This window comes from Vibrio tubiashii ATCC 19109 (assembly GCF_000772105.1).
GTDB lineage: Bacteria > Pseudomonadota > Gammaproteobacteria > Enterobacterales > Vibrionaceae > Vibrio > Vibrio tubiashii.
Genome location: NZ_CP009354.1, coordinates 1,847,164 through 1,862,470, shown reverse-complemented (window position 1 = coordinate 1,862,470; position 15,307 = coordinate 1,847,164). Strand labels below are relative to the sequence as shown.

General features: G+C 43.7%; 14 protein-coding genes. 10 read left to right on the top strand and 4 right to left on the bottom strand.

Translation table 11 applies throughout. The features are described from left to right. Positions 1-2: 2 nt before the first annotated feature. Complete coding sequence (locus IX91_RS08420) at positions 3-371, bottom strand: HesB/IscA family protein (RefSeq protein WP_004746202.1); 369 nt, start codon at positions 369-371, stop codon at positions 3-5. A gap of 186 nt (positions 372-557) precedes the next feature. On the opposite strand from IX91_RS08420, the gene nrdH reads away from it, so the two are divergent. From nrdH to IX91_RS08395, 5 genes are all read left to right on the top strand, one after another. After that, positions 558-779, top strand: a complete 222-nt coding sequence (gene nrdH, locus IX91_RS08415) for a glutaredoxin-like protein NrdH (RefSeq protein ID WP_004746201.1) — start codon at positions 558-560, stop codon at positions 777-779. Continuing rightward, positions 779-1,177, top strand: a complete 399-nt coding sequence (gene nrdI, locus IX91_RS08410) for a class Ib ribonucleoside-diphosphate reductase assembly flavoprotein NrdI (RefSeq protein ID WP_004746200.1) — start codon at positions 779-781, stop codon at positions 1,175-1,177. The genes nrdH and nrdI overlap by 1 nt, the downstream gene beginning before the upstream one ends. Then, the gene (gene nrdE / locus IX91_RS08405) at positions 1,170-3,302 is read left to right on the top strand and encodes a class 1b ribonucleoside-diphosphate reductase subunit alpha (protein WP_050809767.1); all 2,133 of its coding nucleotides are present in this window, start codon (positions 1,170-1,172) and stop codon (positions 3,300-3,302) included. The genes nrdI and nrdE overlap by 8 nt, the downstream gene beginning before the upstream one ends. Before the next feature lie 13 nt (positions 3,303-3,315). Continuing rightward, positions 3,316-4,287 carry a class 1b ribonucleoside-diphosphate reductase subunit beta gene (nrdF, locus tag IX91_RS08400; RefSeq protein ID WP_004746198.1) on the top strand — a complete coding sequence of 324 codons (972 nt, stop codon included), beginning with the start codon at positions 3,316-3,318 and terminating at the stop codon, positions 4,285-4,287. Between the two features lie 340 nt (positions 4,288-4,627). After that, complete coding sequence (locus IX91_RS08395; RefSeq protein ID WP_004746197.1) at positions 4,628-6,169, top strand: EAL domain-containing protein; 1,542 nt, start codon at positions 4,628-4,630, stop codon at positions 6,167-6,169. Positions 6,170-6,224: 55 nt separating this feature from the next. Here IX91_RS08395 and IX91_RS08390 read toward each other — a convergent pair whose 3' ends face one another. Further along, complete coding sequence (locus IX91_RS08390) at positions 6,225-7,439, bottom strand: CobW family GTP-binding protein (RefSeq protein WP_004746196.1); 1,215 nt, start codon at positions 7,437-7,439, stop codon at positions 6,225-6,227. Positions 7,440-7,780: 341 nt separating this feature from the next. Between IX91_RS08390 and IX91_RS08385 the strand changes: the two genes are divergently transcribed. Further along, on the top strand, positions 7,781-8,659 hold the full coding sequence (locus tag IX91_RS08385; protein WP_004746195.1) for a 6-pyruvoyl trahydropterin synthase family protein: 879 nt from the start codon (positions 7,781-7,783) through the stop codon (positions 8,657-8,659). A gap of 84 nt (positions 8,660-8,743) precedes the next feature. Beyond that, entirely contained in the window at positions 8,744-10,453 is a 1,710-nt protein-coding gene (locus IX91_RS08380; protein WP_004746194.1) for a protein adenylyltransferase SelO, read from the top strand. Between the two features lie 62 nt (positions 10,454-10,515). Here IX91_RS08380 and accD read toward each other — a convergent pair whose 3' ends face one another. Further along, positions 10,516-11,385 carry an acetyl-CoA carboxylase, carboxyltransferase subunit beta gene (gene accD / locus IX91_RS08375; RefSeq protein ID WP_004746193.1) on the bottom strand — a complete coding sequence of 290 codons (870 nt, stop codon included), beginning with the start codon at positions 11,383-11,385 and terminating at the stop codon, positions 10,516-10,518. A 103-nt stretch (positions 11,386-11,488) separates the two neighbouring features. On the opposite strand from accD, the gene IX91_RS08370 reads away from it, so the two are divergent. Beyond that, positions 11,489-12,388 (top strand): LysR family transcriptional regulator, encoded by a 900-nt coding sequence (locus tag IX91_RS08370; protein ID WP_004746192.1) that lies wholly within the window; start codon positions 11,489-11,491, stop codon positions 12,386-12,388. Positions 12,389-12,531: 143 nt separating this feature from the next. Here the strand turns inward: IX91_RS08370 and rplY are convergent, their stop codons facing one another. After that, positions 12,532-12,810: a 50S ribosomal protein L25 gene (gene rplY, locus IX91_RS08365; RefSeq protein ID WP_004746191.1), complete on the bottom strand. Its 279-nt coding sequence runs from the start codon at positions 12,808-12,810 to the stop codon at positions 12,532-12,534. Positions 12,811-13,155: 345 nt separating this feature from the next. On the opposite strand from rplY, the gene IX91_RS08360 reads away from it, so the two are divergent. Further along, positions 13,156-13,887 (top strand): glycosyltransferase family 2 protein, encoded by a 732-nt coding sequence (locus tag IX91_RS08360; protein ID WP_004746190.1) that lies wholly within the window; start codon positions 13,156-13,158, stop codon positions 13,885-13,887. A gap of 14 nt (positions 13,888-13,901) precedes the next feature. Further along, positions 13,902-15,194 carry an LssY C-terminal domain-containing protein gene (locus IX91_RS08355; protein WP_004749276.1) on the top strand — a complete coding sequence of 431 codons (1,293 nt, stop codon included), beginning with the start codon at positions 13,902-13,904 and terminating at the stop codon, positions 15,192-15,194. Positions 15,195-15,307: the final 113 nt, after the last annotated feature.

Here is a 15,307-nt window from a genome sequence, read left to right as displayed (position 1 = left end):
GATTAAACTCCAAAACTTTCACCGCATCCGCAAAGATTTTTTACGTTGGGGTTGTTGTAAACAAAAGTGCTGTTTAAGCCCTGACGGACGAAATCGAGTTCTGTGCCGTCTAACATTGGCATCGCAGACAGAGAGACATAAAAAGGCGTGTCATGTGACTCAAATCTCAAATCTTCACTAGAAATCTCTTCTACCAACTTCACTTCATAGGCAAAACCAGTGCATCCAGACGGTCTCACACTGAGGTAAAAGTGATGCCCATCTTGCGTCAAAAGCGCAACTCTTTTGGCTGCGTTCTCGGTCAGTGTGACACCTTGCCACTCCATGTCATGAATAGATATTTGAGTGGAATCTGAACTTGGAATACTCATTACGAAGTTCCTTTTGTTCTTAAATTTACGAGAATGATATTGATTATCATTTCATTATCAACCATGAATTTAGTGTGGAAAATGCTAGTCTGCACTACATATTGACAAAGTAAGATCTAGCAATACTATATATGGATGTAATTGATAATGGTTATCATTACAGAATTTAACAAAAGGTAATCAAATATGGATATCATCGTATACTCTAAGCCCCAGTGTGTTCAGTGCACCGCTACGGTTCGAGCGCTACAAGCGAAGGGTATTGCTCATAGAGTTGTAGACCTAACATTAGATGACTCGGCGATGGAGTCGGTGCAATCCATGGGCTATAGGCAGGCGCCTGTCGTCGTAGCAGGTGAACGTCATTGGTCTGGTTTTCGCCCAGATATGATCAGCCAGATCGCGTAATGATTGTTTATTATTCCAGCGCTTCGGGTAATACCCAGAGATTTGTTGAGAGGTTAGATGTTGAAGCGATTCGACTTCCTATCAGCGAAGACGAACCCACGCTGCTTATCGGTCGGCCTTATGTTCTTATCTGCCCGACATATGCTGACGGGAAAGGGCGTGGTGCCGTACCAAAATCGGTGATCAAAGTACTCAATCAAGCGGAAAACCGTGCTCACCTAAAGGGTGTCATTGCCTCTGGTAATCGAAATTTTGGTGAGTTGTTTGCTCAGGCTGGAAAAATAATTGCGAATAAATGCCATGTCCCAGTGCTTTATCGCTTCGAACTTTCGGGAACCCTGCACGATGTCCAAGCCGTGCAGCAGGGATTAGAACAATTTTGGAAACACCATGGATAACCAATTCAGCACCGAGCCGTTGGACTACCACGCGCTCAATGCCATGCTTAATTTACTTGATGATCAAGGCGGTATTCAGTTCGATGCTGACCGACAGGCCGCCCGCCAATTCTTTTTACAACACGTCAACCAGAACACAGTCTTTTTTCACAATCTAGGTGAGAAACTGGATTACCTCGTCAACGAGGGCTATTACGAAAAAGAAGTTTTACAACAATACGATAGAGATTTCTTGCAGCAAATATGGGATAGCGCTTATCAAATTAAATTCCGCTTCAGAACATTTCTTGGAGCTTACAAATTCTTTACTTCTTATGCGCTGAAAACGCGCGATGGAAAACGTTATTTAGAGCGTTTTGAAGATCGTGTTGTGATGACAGCGCTGACACTTGCTCGGGGTGACAAGGAATTCGCACTCGATCTCATGCAAGAGATCATTTCTCAGCGTTTTCAGCCAGCGACTCCTACTTTTATCAATTCGGGTAAGAAGAGTCGTGGCGAGTTGATTTCCTGCTTTTTACTGCGCATCGAAGACAATATGGAGAGCATCGGCAGGGCGATTAACTCTTCATTACAACTATCCCGCCGAGGGGGAGGCGTTGCACTCTTATTAAGTAACCTGCGCGAGCAAGGGGCTCCGATCAAAGGTATTCTTAATCAAAGTTCCGGCGTTGTGCCTGTTATGAAGTTGCTAGAAGATAGCTTCTCTTATGCGAATCAGCTCGGTGCTCGCCAAGGTGCTGGAGCGGTGTATTTGAATGTGCACCATCCTGATATCATGCAGTTTCTGGACACCAAAAGAGAAAATGCAGACGAAAAAATCCGTATCAAAACGCTAAGTCTAGGCGTTGTGATCCCGGATATTACTCTAGAGTTAGCCAAACAGAACAAAGATATGTATTTGTTCTCACCACATGATGTCGAGCGTGTCTATGGTATGCCTTTCTCTGAAATCAGCGTGAGCGAGAAATACCATGAAATGGTCGACGATCCTCGCATTCGCAAGAGCAAAATTCCTGCACGAGGCTTATTCCAAACGCTGGCCGAAATTCAGTTCGAATCTGGTTACCCTTACATCATGTTTGAGGATACGGTAAACGCTGCCAACCCGATTGAGGGACGTATTAACATGTCGAATCTTTGTTCCGAGATTTTGCAAATTAACGACGCTTCTCACTTTAATGATGATTTGAGTTACCAGCATTTAGGGCGAGACATCTCCTGCAACTTAGGTTCGGTTAATATTGCTAAAGCACTAGATGGTGGGCAATTAGCTCATACCGTTGAGGTTTCAATTCGGGCACTCAATGCCGTTTCTGAAATGAGTGCGATAGACAGTGTGCCGTCGATACGCAGAGGGAATGATGAAAGCCATGCTATCGGTTTAGGTCAGATGAACCTGCACGGATTTTTAGCGAGAGAGCAGATTCATTATGACAGCGAAGAAGCGATCGACTTTACCAGTGCTTACTTTGCCGCCACTCTGTTCCATTGTTTAACGGCTTCGAACAAGTTGGCTCAAGAGAAACAGCAAGTATTTGTTGGCTTCGAACAATCTCAATACGCCAACGGAGAGTTTTTCACCAAGTACCTGCAGAAAGACTATTCGCCTAAGACGGATACCGTCAGAGAGATGTTTGAGCGACTCGATATGCGCGTGCCTGCTGTTGAAGAATGGCAGCAACTGCAGGCCAAGGTTGTTGAGTTTGGATTGTACAATCGCAACCTTCAAGCGATTCCACCAACAGGGTCAATCAGTTACATCAACGATGCGACGGCTTCGATTCACCCGGTGACAGCGAAAGTTGAGATTCGTAAAGAGGGTAAGATTGGGCGCGTTTACTTCCCTGCACCATACCTCAATAACCAAAACCTTGAGTACTTCAAAGATGCTTATGAGATTGGTCCTAAAGCCATTATTGATGTTTACGCTGCAGCAACAGAGCATGTCGATCAGGGCTTGTCCTTGACGCTCTTCTTCAGTGATGAAGTCACGACTCGTGATATCAATAAAGCGCAAATTTATGCGTGGACGAAGAAGATCAAAACGCTTTACTACATACGTATGCGCCAAAAAGCGCTCGAAGGTACGCAAGTTGAAGGCTGCGTCTCTTGCTCTCTGTAAACAAGGAATCACCATGAATACTACATACGCTGAACCGGTTCGCGCTATCAACTGGAACCGAATGCAAGATGATAAAGACCTCGAAATATGGAACCGATTAACGGTTAACTTTTGGCTTCCAGAAAAGGTGCCTTTATCCAATGATATTCAGACGTGGAAACAACTGACTGAAGAAGAGCAGACGTTAACAATTCGAGTTTTTACTGGCCTAACTTTGCTTGATACGATTCAGAATACGGTGGGTGCCCCAGCTTTAATGGCAGATGCCAGAACGCCCCATGAAGAAGCTGTGTTAACGAATATTGCCTTTATGGAAGCTGTGCATGCTCGCAGCTATTCGTCGGTCTTCTCGACCTTGTGCACTACACCACAGATCGACGAAGCATTTCGTTGGGCTGAAGAGAATCCGTTACTGCAAAAGAAAGCTCAATTAGTGCTTGAAGACTATTTGGTTGAAGGCGATCCACTGAAGAAAAAAGTGGCCAGTGTATTTCTTGAGAGCTTTTTGTTCTATTCCGGTTTTTATCTACCGATGCACTGGTCGAGCCGAGCGAAATTGACCAATACAGCGGATTTGATTCGCCTGATCATTCGTGATGAAGCGATTCACGGCTACTACATTGGCTATAAGTTCCAGTTAGCGTTTAACGAACTGGCGGAACAAGAGCAAGCTAAAGTCAAGGATGAAGCCTACTCCTTAATGTTCTCTTTGTACGAAATTGAAAGTCAGTACACGGAATCACTGTATGACCAAGTTGGCTTAACAGAAGACGTAAAACACTTTCTGCATTACAACGCGAATAAGGCTTTGATGAACCTTGGGTTTGAACCTCTATTCCCTGATGAGTTATGTCAGGTTAATCCTGCCATTATGGCTGCGTTGTCTCCAAATGCAGACGAGAACCATGACTTCTTCTCCGGTTCTGGCTCGTCTTACGTTATAGGTAAAGCTGTCGCTACTGAAGACGAGGATTGGGATTTTTAGACAGGAAAAGTCTGTATTGTGAAAAGAATATAGTCGCGCGCTTAGGTTTTACTCAAGTAAACCCGATGAATTAAGGGAATAAATTTTTGTTCCCTTTAGCTATTACCACCTTTATTAGCCTATCAACCAAAAGTGGTAGTTCTAGCTCTAGCGTTAGATGTTAATGAGCGACTATTTTGTGATTGCGATTCGGGTGTTGCACATAAATTGTTAACTTTGGTTGAATAAATAAATATGCATATATAATTTGTATGAATGATTATTTATAAAATCAACACTGAATGTTGTTGATACATACACTGATTCTATGTGTTACCGTGCATTATTAAGTCGAATACCGGTGTTTACTAATAAAGAGTCTAAGCCATTGTGGCTGGATATCGTCTTTATATACGCTGTTTTTGTTTTGTTTGGGCTTGTGATTTTGAAGCCTGTTGCTGATCGCCACATTGTAAGTACGGCCAAATATGAGTTGACAGCGATTGAACATGTAATGGATCAACTGAGAGAAAAGCTTGGTTATCTAACTAGTGCTCGTATTACATCGCTATCATGTGAAGAAGTAACGACTTTGCTGAGAAGCGAGGTATTCAAGTCTGATGTTATTAAAGAGATCGGGCTTTTTCGACCGTCTGGTGAAGTCTATTGCACCAGTAGTGATCTTGGTAATTCGTTTTACCTGTATAAAACTATCATGGATAGGCTTCATGAGAATGGAGTCACTTTGTCATATACCAAGAGTAAAATGACGGATGAGCGTTCAGTGTTTTTGATGTTCTTAGGAGAGTCGAAACATGGAGTGAGCGTTGTTATTCCACCGCGCTATATTCAAAGATTATTAGAACGCTCAGAAGACGGTGTTTTTTACGATGTTGAAGTGATATCAAGAAAGATTGCTGAGCGCTCAGATGACTCTTTGGGAATTGATGTCTTTGCGCAAGAATCCAAATACTATCCACTTGGAATTAAGCTCCATACATATACTGGCTATTATATACACTATTTCGTGACCCACATTTGGATAGGATTGCTACTTGGGGGCATTGTGAGTGTTGTCCGTGTACGTTATCGGCAGAGCAAAGTATCGGATGCAACGTTAGAATCTGCTTTGCAGAATGCACTTATTGATGGTGAGATTGAAGCCTACTATCAACCTATAGTGAATAGCCAAGATCGGACCATTGTGGGGTGTGAATCTTTGGTGCGTTGGAAAAGCGCTTCGCAAGGCATGATTTCTCCAGGTATTTTTATTCCTTTGGCGGAAGAATTAGGTTTAGTTGATGATATTGCTGACTTAGTACTCGCAAGCGCCATAGATATGCTAACAAAAAATCCGGAGTTGTTTGAACAGCGTTACATCAGTATCAATATCAGTCGCAGTCAGATTTTAAGAAAAGAGTTTGTGTATAGAATTTTACACGATCTGAAACCCCAGCCTCACATTGCGCGAAAGCTTGTCTTTGAAATTACTGAGGAAATTAACTTTTCTTCCGAAGAAAGACAAATTCTCAGAGAACATTTAGAGCAGATTTCAAAAATCGGTCTTCGTGTTGCCATAGATGATTTTGGGACAGGATATTCAGGTCTAGATTTCATCAGACAGTATACGTTCGATGTGATTAAAATTGATCGAGTCTTCGTCAACAGTTTGGGCTCTGATTCAACACTAATACCTTTACTTCAATCAATGAAAGGGATCGCGAACAGTTTCAACATGAGTGTTATTGTTGAAGGGGTAGAAGAAGAGAGGCAAGTGAAGATACTGGCGGAGCTAGGCTTTAACCATATCCAAGGTTTTTACTATTTCAAACCAATGCCTAAACAGGAGCTGCTCACGTTACTCGGTCAGTCGCCACTCAATGAAAGTCACAGTAAAAAGTGACCAATTTTAGAGAGGTAAGTGAGCGGCCATAAAGTCAATTTTGTTCAGACTATTGTTAGTAGCAAAGGTGCTGTTTTAGCTTTGTCGCTTTGTTTGGCCAAGGATCTTCGAAACTGGCGCCGTTCCTCCATTGCTTAAGCTCTTGCTCATTGAGGAAGCAAGCTTGCAAAGCATCTATGAAGTTATCGACTTCGTTTTCTTGTCCAATAACCGTCAGTCGGCAGCGACGGTCACCAAATCGACTTTCAACACTATCAATTTTATCCTGCAGCCGCTGTTTGTGTTCTATTGTGAAGTTTTGAGATTCATCTTCAATGACAGATGCTCGCCAAAAACCAGTGACTTCGAGTCCAACATTGCCATTTGCTTGGCTCCAAAGAAGCGACACATCATCTCTAGTCGGAAACCAGAAAAAGCCTTTGCTGCGAAACACACCCTTGGTTAAGTGCTGGTGGCATGCCTCCCACAGACGCATTGGATGGAATGGGCGGTCATCTTTAATCACTTTGGCGGTGATTTGTTGGTCTTCCTTACCAGATAAATTAAGTGGCCGGTTAACGTTACCTTTAAGCTCATTGAGAAGTTGCTCTACCAGATGGAAGTTATAGTCGGTTTGGCTTTTCAACGAAGCAATGTTGATGTTTCCCCATGAGGTTTTGATGATTTCAGCGTAGATGTTAAGCGGGTGGATAGCTTGTGCGATGTTTCCAATAGTTCTATCGTCAACCTTATCTGTTTTGGTCAAAAAAATTCGATTCGAAAACATGATTTGTTCGACCAACAGATCCTCCACACCGCGAGTTCCTTGCTGCATGTTTTGTTGCCATTTCGGTATCAGGTCAACCCCTTGTCGGTAATCATCACGTAACCAAGTCGCGTCGACAAGGGTAACGACATCTTTCAATGAAAACTGATTTTGATCCTTGAAGTATTCGACTAAGGGCAAAGGGTGGCTACTACCTGAAGTCTCAATCACTATCCAATCTGGAGACTCGTCTTGGCATAGCTGGGTTAGAGATGCATCAAGCTGTTTTATACCTTCAGGGCTACTGATACTTTGTCCGCTTAGAGTGACAAAGTTGCCTTTGTCTTCACTGACGGCATCGGTATTGGCGATGAGTACCCCATCGACATCTAACTCGCTCATATCGTTTACAATGACAGAGAGCTCGATACGTTTAGATTCTGCCTGTTGAAGAATGCTGCGGAGTAGCGTGGTTTTACCCGAACCTAGAAAGCCATGCAAAATAGTAACTGGAACCGATGCCATGTAGAAAGCCTATCTCAATGAAAATATCACAATGTTATAACATAACAATTCCTGCTTTTCAGGAAGCTTTTGTTTGTCTAACAAATATGTCAATCTGACTAGGATCTTCATACGCTATGACCCTAGTAAGCTAGCGGTTATTAAAGGCAATTGAACCAGTTACAGTGGCAACTGTATAGACTTTGTTCTTTTCTTAATAGGTAGCAATGAAAAAGGTGGACTTTATATAGTCGTTGATACATTCTGCCACTCCATTTTATTCACCCTAAACAATGAGACGAAGTGCCTGCTGACATGATAATCAGCCTCCCGTATCTCATTAAAGCAGTAAGGAGTTCAACTTGAACCTATTTGTAAGAGATCTCACCGTTATCGATTCTTCATACATCTGTGAACAGAGAGGAGTCGTCGGAGACAGCTGGATAGTCGATGTCATCATGTCTGGTGAGCTTAATGAAATGAGTATGGTGTTGGATTTCGGTAGGGTGAAGAAGCAAATCAAACAACTCGTTGATGAGTTTGTCGATCATCGTTTGCTTATCCCAGTGCAAAACGCGGCTATCGTTTACAAACCAAGTAAAACGGGTTACTCCACACTTGACGTTCTGCGTGGTGAGAAGAGTATCCACCTAAACTGCCCGAATGAAGCGTATTGCTTGATTGATGCTGAAGCCGTCACCATCGAGAGCATTACTAAACACGTATACCAGATTCTGCGAAACAACCTGCCTAGCAATGTGACAGGGCTGGAAATTACCCTGCGTCATGAGAATATTGCAGGTGCCTTCTACCATTACACGCATGGTTTGAAAAAGCACGATGGTAACTGCCAACGTATCGCACACGGACACCGTTCACCAATCGAAATTATTCTCGATGGGGAGCGAGACAACGACAAAGAAGTGGCTTTTGCCAAACGCTGGGAAGATATCTATTTAGGTTCAAAGGAAGACCAGGTTTCTGTTTCAACGCTGAATCTAAGCGAAGGTGCTAAGGCAATTTCCGACGAAAGCCATTATGGTTTCCGATACACAGCGCCGCAGGGTGAGTTTGAACTTGCCATCGCCAAAAGTGAAACTGAAATTCTGCCAACGGATACAACGGTTGAGCTATTAGCGGGTTACATTGCTGGTGAAGTAAAACCAACGGTTGCAGAAGGTCAATCATTACAAGTTATCGCTTATGAAGGTGTAGGTAAAGGGGCAATGGCTTTTCGATAAAATCTTGAACTAGCGTTGATACTCTTTGCTGGTGACGGACGTATCATCACTTTTGGTCTTTAAAATACATGGAGTAGTAGCGCAATGAGTAATAAAGCAGGTACAGAGACCTCGGCACGCATTTTTGATCTGAATGACCTTGCGAAAGCCGCAGATTATTCATTGTTGGATACGCTTGTGCCAGATCCAGATGCAACGGAAGATGGTCAAGACTTTTATCCGAGACAGGTCTTTTCTGGGCATTATGTACCCGTTAAGCCAACACCGATTGCAGATCCTGTTTATGTTGCTCACAGCCAACATTTTTTTCGAGAGTTAGGCCTTGATGATAGTCTGGCAAAAACAGAAGCGTTCAAACAACTGTTCTCTGGAGACGTAACTAACGTGCCTGCACCGATGAGAACGACAGGGTGGGCGACGGGTTATGCGCTTTCTATATTTGGCAATGAATACATAGATCAGTGTCCTTTCAAAACGGGGAACGGTTATGGCGATGGTCGCGCTGTATCGGTTTTCGAAGGGGTATTGAACGGCAAGCGTTGGGAAATGCAGCTTAAAGGTGGCGGCCCAACGCCGTATTGTCGCGGAGCGGATGGCAGAGCAGTACTGCGTTCAAGCGTTCGTGAGTTTTTAGCGCAAGAGTATATGAATGCGTTAGGGGTCCCAACATCACGCTCATTGAGTCTATTTGCTTCCCAAACGGAAACGGTTGATCGCCCTTGGTACCGTGAAGGCTCGCGGTCAGAGAATCCAGATATTATGATCGCCAACCCTGTCGCAATCACAACTCGTGTAGCGCCTTCATTTTTGCGAGTAGGGCAACTAGAGTTATTTAGCCGCAGAGCGCGCGTTAACGAACATCCTAACGCGATGGCTGAATTAGAAATGATGGTATTGCATATCATCGAAAGGGAGTACAAGCAGCAAATTGACTCTAGCCTTCCTTTGGCTGAAAAAATATTGATTCTAGCTAATGAGTTTAGAGACAGGCTTACTTCTCTAATCGCTAACTGGCTGCGTGTCGGTTACTGTCAGGGTAACTTTAATAGTGATAACTGCTCAGTGGGCGGATTTACCTTAGACTACGGGCCTTTTGGATTCTGTGAGTACTTTGAACCATTTTTCCAACCTTGGACTGGTGGTGGTCGTCATTTCGCCTTTCTTAACCAATCTCAGGCAGCCGAGAAGAATTTCGAGACATTCTGTGGTGCCTTAAAGCCTCTATTGCAATCGGAACCAGATGCGTTAGAAAAGCTGGAACAGATTGTTGAAGGTTTTTCTTCAGTTATGCAGGCGAAAGCGAGTCAGATGTGGGCATCTAAGCTTGGTTTAGAGGAACTAAACAGCGACCTATTTAACCAACTGCTTGCTTTGATGATCAAAAGCCACGTTGACTATACTATCTTCTTCCGCGAACTTTCTAAGATCCCAACAGAAGTGTCTGACTTATCTGCATGCTTCTATGCGCAATTAAGCGAGGAGTTAGAACTGACGTGGAATCAGTGGCTCAAATCTTGGCGTGAGTTACTGAGCTCGGCTGGGGAGAAAAGTATTGAGGATGTTTCGAGCCAAATGAAACAGATGAACCCTAAGTATACTTGGCGAGAGTGGTTAATTGTTCCCGCTTATGAACAAGCACAGAAAGGGGACTTTAGCCTAATCCAAGAACTGCAATACATTCTGGCTAACCCGTATGACGAGCAATCAGAAGAAGTTGAAGCTAAGTACTATCAGCTTAGACCGATGGAGTATTTTGCCGCTGGTGGTGTGTCTCATTACAGCTGTTCTTCGTAGTTACCGATCTTAGCGCCAGTTATCGCTTTACTGGCGCTGTGGGAACTTTATCAATTACGAAGTTAAGAGAGTTTTTCGCGGGCTGGATTATAGGTCATCTTGGCAAGCAGTCCTGCTATTTTCTCACGCATTTCTCGTCTATCAACAATCATATCTAGAGCACCGTGCTCTAGAAGAAACTCACTACGTTGAAAGCCTTCAGGCAGTTTCTCTCGAACCGTTTGCTCAATGACACGACGACCAGCAAAACCGATTCTGGCATTTGGTTCGCCGATATTAATATCGCCCAGCATCGCTAGGCTGGCGGAAACACCACCGAAAGTTTGATCAGTGAGGACAGAAATATAAGGTAGCCCCTTTTGGGCTAAGCGATCTAATGCGGCACTTGTTTTGGACATTTGCAGTAAAGCCATCAAAGATTCTTGCATTCTAGCGCCTCCGCAAGCGGAAAAACACACGAGCCCACAGTGGGCATTGATTGCCTCCTCAATAGCGTGAACGAAGCGTGCTCCCGTTACGCAGCCCATTGAGCCAGCCATAAAATTAAACTCGAAAGCACAGGCAACAACCGGCAAACCAACAAGAGTGCCTTTCATCGCGATCAACGAATCTTTTTCTCCCGTCTCCCTTTGCGCAAGGTCGATACGCTCTTTATAGCGCTTACGATCTTTAAAATCGAGTATGTCTTTGGGTTCTAAGTCAGCCGCAATTTCCATGTGGCTATCACTATCTAGAAATGTCTCTAATCGTCGTCGGGCGCTCATTCTCATATGGTGATGACACTTAGGGCAGACGTCCAAATTCGATTCGAGCGCTAAATGGTAGAGAACCTGTTCGCACTCAGGACACTTTTTCCAAACACCTTGTGGAATCTGTGCTTTTTGCGCACTTACAATGCGTTTCTTATCGAGCAGCTTATCTAACCAATTCATAACCAACCTTATTAAGTACTAATCAAGCTCATATTGTATAAACCTAAATATGGTAATAAAGTGGCTAAATTGGGATTTAATATCCAACAATTTGGGATAATGAATGTTTGAGAAGATCGAGCAGAAATGGCTAAAGAGTTTTCACTGCGTATATGAAAGCAATAGTTTTAAAAGAGCTGCTGAGTTTTTAGATTTACCAACATCAAATGTTAGCCGCCATATTGCTTTACTTGAGGAAAGTCTCGCCACTCGTTTGTTTGACAGAACGACACGTCGAATCTTTCCTACTGAAGCTGGAGAAGGACTCTACCTACGAACTCAACCGCTTGTAGAGAAGTTGAACGACGCTTTAATAGAGGTCATGCAAACGTCCAATGATGTGATGGGTGAACTCAGAGTATTAATGCCAGATTCGCCAATTTTATCTCAGGTGGTGGCATCGTTTTGTGCAGAGCATCCAGCTATTTCACTATGCTGCGACACGAGCGTCAGCCCAAAAGAAGACTTACTTGATGGTTTTGATGTTGTGTTAACTTTCAATCGAGGAAAGCTAACAGACAGCAACTGGATAGCAAAAGAGATTAAACGCTGGTCAAGTGTTGTTGTTGCTTCGCCCAAGCTGTTACAAACCTGCACGAGACCTTATGAAATCACGGACTTAAAACATGTGCCGTGTATCAGTAGTTTGTCGGCTCTCAACGGGACGCCTTGGACTTTCAAAAAAGGTGACGGTGACTTGTTAACGCAAAAAGTCCAATCATCGTTTAAGGTAAATAGTGGCAATCTCGCTAAAGCAGGGGCATTATCTGGATTGGGTTTCGCGATACTCGCAGAAGAGTCTTGCGCGAGCGAGATCGAGTCAGGAGCGCTTGAAATAGTCGAGCTAGAATACGAACCTGAAGATCTTGTTCTGTATGCGTTCTACGCGTCTAGAAAACATGTCGCCAAAAAGATCCCTGTGTTTATAGAGTATTTACAACAACAAGCAAGAGGGTCGGAGTAAGCGGGGTTTTGAGGGCTCAAAAACGGTGAAACCCCGATGTTGGTAGCATCGGGGTTTCGAATTTTTAGATGTCTCGGATGGTAAGGCCGATAATCTTTATGCAAAAGGCTGGATTTAATCCGAATTAATTCCTTGGTAGGGAATTAGATGCGGATGAAGTCCATGTGCTCAACTTTTGGCTTGTAAGCGTGACGTTGAACGTCTTGTGGCTTAACTTTAACTTCAGCGCCGTCGATCACTAGAACGATGCCTTCGTAGAACTCAGGCTTGTCCATTTGGTTAACAACGTCATCGTGGTTAAGAACGATAGATACTGCTGCTTCTTCACCGCCGTATACAACTGCAGGGAATTTACCAGCGTGACGTAGGCGGCGGCTCGCACCTTTACCTAGTTCAGTACGTACTACTGCTTCAAATTTCATAGTATTACTCTCAAAAATTAAGATATTCATGTTCACACTAACAATGCGACCTTGTTAAGTGTGCTAAACGCTGAAAAGAAATTGGTAGTAACTCTTCAAGCGAGCGCGGATACTATCACTCAATCGTTTTTCTAGCAACTCAAAATCATCTAAATCAGCGATTTTAAGAGCAATTATAATCAATCGGTTAAGATTGATTCAGCCAAGTCAAAATCAAGGTTCAAATTGCGCTCAAATCGCATGAACCGAATCTGAATAGAAACCTCACTATTGGTTAAGCCTTACGACCTTATTCTGTATCTCAAGTTAACAAAACAACGTTATTCATTGAGAGAGGAACACACTATGGGACCAGTAAGCATTGTAGTTATTACGCTAAACGAAGAGAAGCGCATCGGTCGATTAATGGAAGATCTTAGTAAGCAGACTCACAAAGAGTTTGAAGTGATCCTTGTCGATTCAAACAGTGATGACGCAACGCGTGATGTTGCCGCCGCGTATGAGGCATCACTGCCAGCCCTTACTATCCATAAAATGGAAACAAGAGGTGTTAGCTTAGGTCGCAATACCGGAGCAAACCTAGCGAAGCACGAGCGTCTATTATTCCTTGATGCCGATGTTCAATTATCGCCAAACTTTCTTGCTAACGCATTAAGCCAGTTGGAAGAAAAGCAGCTTGAAGTGGCGGGCGTCTACATGGGGGCAAAAGATCTCGCACTGGTACATAAGCTTGGCTATGGCATGTTCAACTTAGGCTTATTCATCACTCAGTTTGTTTTTCCAACCGCAGTCGGTGCGTGCATTTTCTCGACCAAGCGCGTGCATCAGCAACTGAACGGTTTCGACGAACAAATCGTCCTTTGTGAAGATTGTGACTATGTGAAACGCGCGAGCAAAACATGGCGATTCCGTTTCTTGCCGCTGACTTTTGGTTTTGATCCAAGACGCTTAGATGAAGACGGCGCTTTCAAAATGGGGGCAACCTATCTTAAAGCAAACGTGCGACGTTTCTTTTTTGGTGAAATGCGAAACAACGAAATGGAATACAAGTTCGGTCACTACAAAGAGCAGCAATAACCGAGTAACCCAATATGTTTGAAGGATTCAGCTTATTTGTCGGGGCCTTGCTAGATGCGTTGATTGGCCCCAATTTGTTTGTACCGGGCGAGCCGTTCTTGCTCGCTGCGGGGTATCAACTCCAGCAAGGCATTATTACCGGAGTGATTGCGGTTTTACTCGGTGGTTTTATCGGTGATCAAGTGAGCTACTTTATCGGTCGAAGGCTAGGTAATCCCGCCCAGAGAAAACTGATTCGCTGGCAATCCAAAACACGCCGCCCAATTGCAAGATGTCGACAATTGATGGCTAAAAAAGGTAACTATGTGCTGGCGTTTGCGCGTCTGCTTGGGCCCATCGCTTGGGTTGTTCCGTTTATTGCAGGCTCGCAAAAAATCAGTTGGGCACGATTTAGCCTGTATTCCACCATTGGTTTGTTTCTTGGGGTAGGTCAGTTTGTTGCTTGGGGCTATTTACTTGGTTATGGAATAGATAACTTCCCAATACTCAACGAAGCTAAAATATTCCTAGTTGAACATAAGGCTATCTTAATCGCTGTAGGGGCGAGTGTCGGCTTCTATCTTATCGGTAGGAAATTACGTTGGCGTTTAATGTTTACCAAGTTCACTGCGTTCTTGTTGGCATCGGTTTTGTACGCTAACTATGCCCATTTCTTTTTCTATTCAGACGACTTTGCGAATAAAGTGAGAGTATCTGAACAGAAAGCTGGGAATGAGTTAGTAACAATTGGCGAGCTGCCTCTCAAGGCGTATCCGGGGAAATCTGCCGTGTTTGATGCTCAGGTTATTAACGTTGCGTATGTTGGTGAAGACCCGCGGACCTTAATGGCCGAGTTAGGTTGGATTGAGAACAAAACCTTCTCTAGAAATGATTTAGAGATAAGTGACTACGTTGAATTGCTTAAACTTAATACACCGCCAGTCTCAGATCTGTTCTGGAATGGTGTGCCGCAAGAGTTGGCGTTTCAACTACCAGGCAATTTATTAAAACGCAGTCATATCCGCTGGTGGCAGGCTGGAGTGGATTCATACACAAACCAAAACCTATGGGTAGGGGCGCTAAGCTACGATGATGGTCTTCAGATAACACCATATTCAGGTATTGTGACGATTCTGCACAGCATTGACCCTAATGTCGACCTTGAGCGAGACAAGCTTGCTGAACAAGTCATAAGTACGACAGCTGATGTATCTATAGACATGGCCGCCTATCATCCCCCAACCATTTTAGATGGCGAGCATGATTATTACACAGATGGCCGAGTACTGGTTATTAGGAGTGAGCTAGCTTCTCGGTCAGAAATATAATTATTGCTTACCAGCCAGATGAGCCTTGGTGAGTATAGAATTTTGAACTCAGAGCCCAGCATTACGCTGGGCTCTTCCATTTTATGAATTTTAAGATATGGTTAAGGTAATAA

Bases quoted from the DNA above. Each gene is read 5' to 3' on its own strand.
- nrdE (WP_050809767.1), top strand. From the start codon at position 1,170: ATGGATAACCAATTCAGCACCGAGCCGTTGGACTACCACGCGCTCAAT.
- IX91_RS08420 (WP_004746202.1), bottom strand. From the start codon at position 371: ATGAGTATTCCAAGTTCAGATTCCACTCAAATATCTATTCATGACATG.
- nrdH (WP_004746201.1), top strand. From the start codon at position 558: ATGGATATCATCGTATACTCTAAGCCCCAGTGTGTTCAGTGCACCGCT.
- rplY (WP_004746191.1), bottom strand. From the start codon at position 12,810: ATGAAATTTGAAGCAGTAGTACGTACTGAACTAGGTAAAGGTGCGAGC.
- nrdF (WP_004746198.1), top strand. From the start codon at position 3,316: ATGAATACTACATACGCTGAACCGGTTCGCGCTATCAACTGGAACCGA.
- IX91_RS08370 (WP_004746192.1), top strand. From the start codon at position 11,489: ATGTTTGAGAAGATCGAGCAGAAATGGCTAAAGAGTTTTCACTGCGTA.
- IX91_RS08380 (WP_004746194.1), top strand. From the start codon at position 8,744: ATGAGTAATAAAGCAGGTACAGAGACCTCGGCACGCATTTTTGATCTG.
- IX91_RS08355 (WP_004749276.1), top strand. From the start codon at position 13,902: ATGTTTGAAGGATTCAGCTTATTTGTCGGGGCCTTGCTAGATGCGTTG.
- nrdI (WP_004746200.1), top strand. From the start codon at position 779: ATGATTGTTTATTATTCCAGCGCTTCGGGTAATACCCAGAGATTTGTT.
- IX91_RS08360 (WP_004746190.1), top strand. From the start codon at position 13,156: ATGGGACCAGTAAGCATTGTAGTTATTACGCTAAACGAAGAGAAGCGC.
- accD (WP_004746193.1), bottom strand. From the start codon at position 11,385: ATGAATTGGTTAGATAAGCTGCTCGATAAGAAACGCATTGTAAGTGCG.
- IX91_RS08390 (WP_004746196.1), bottom strand. From the start codon at position 7,439: ATGGCATCGGTTCCAGTTACTATTTTGCATGGCTTTCTAGGTTCGGGT.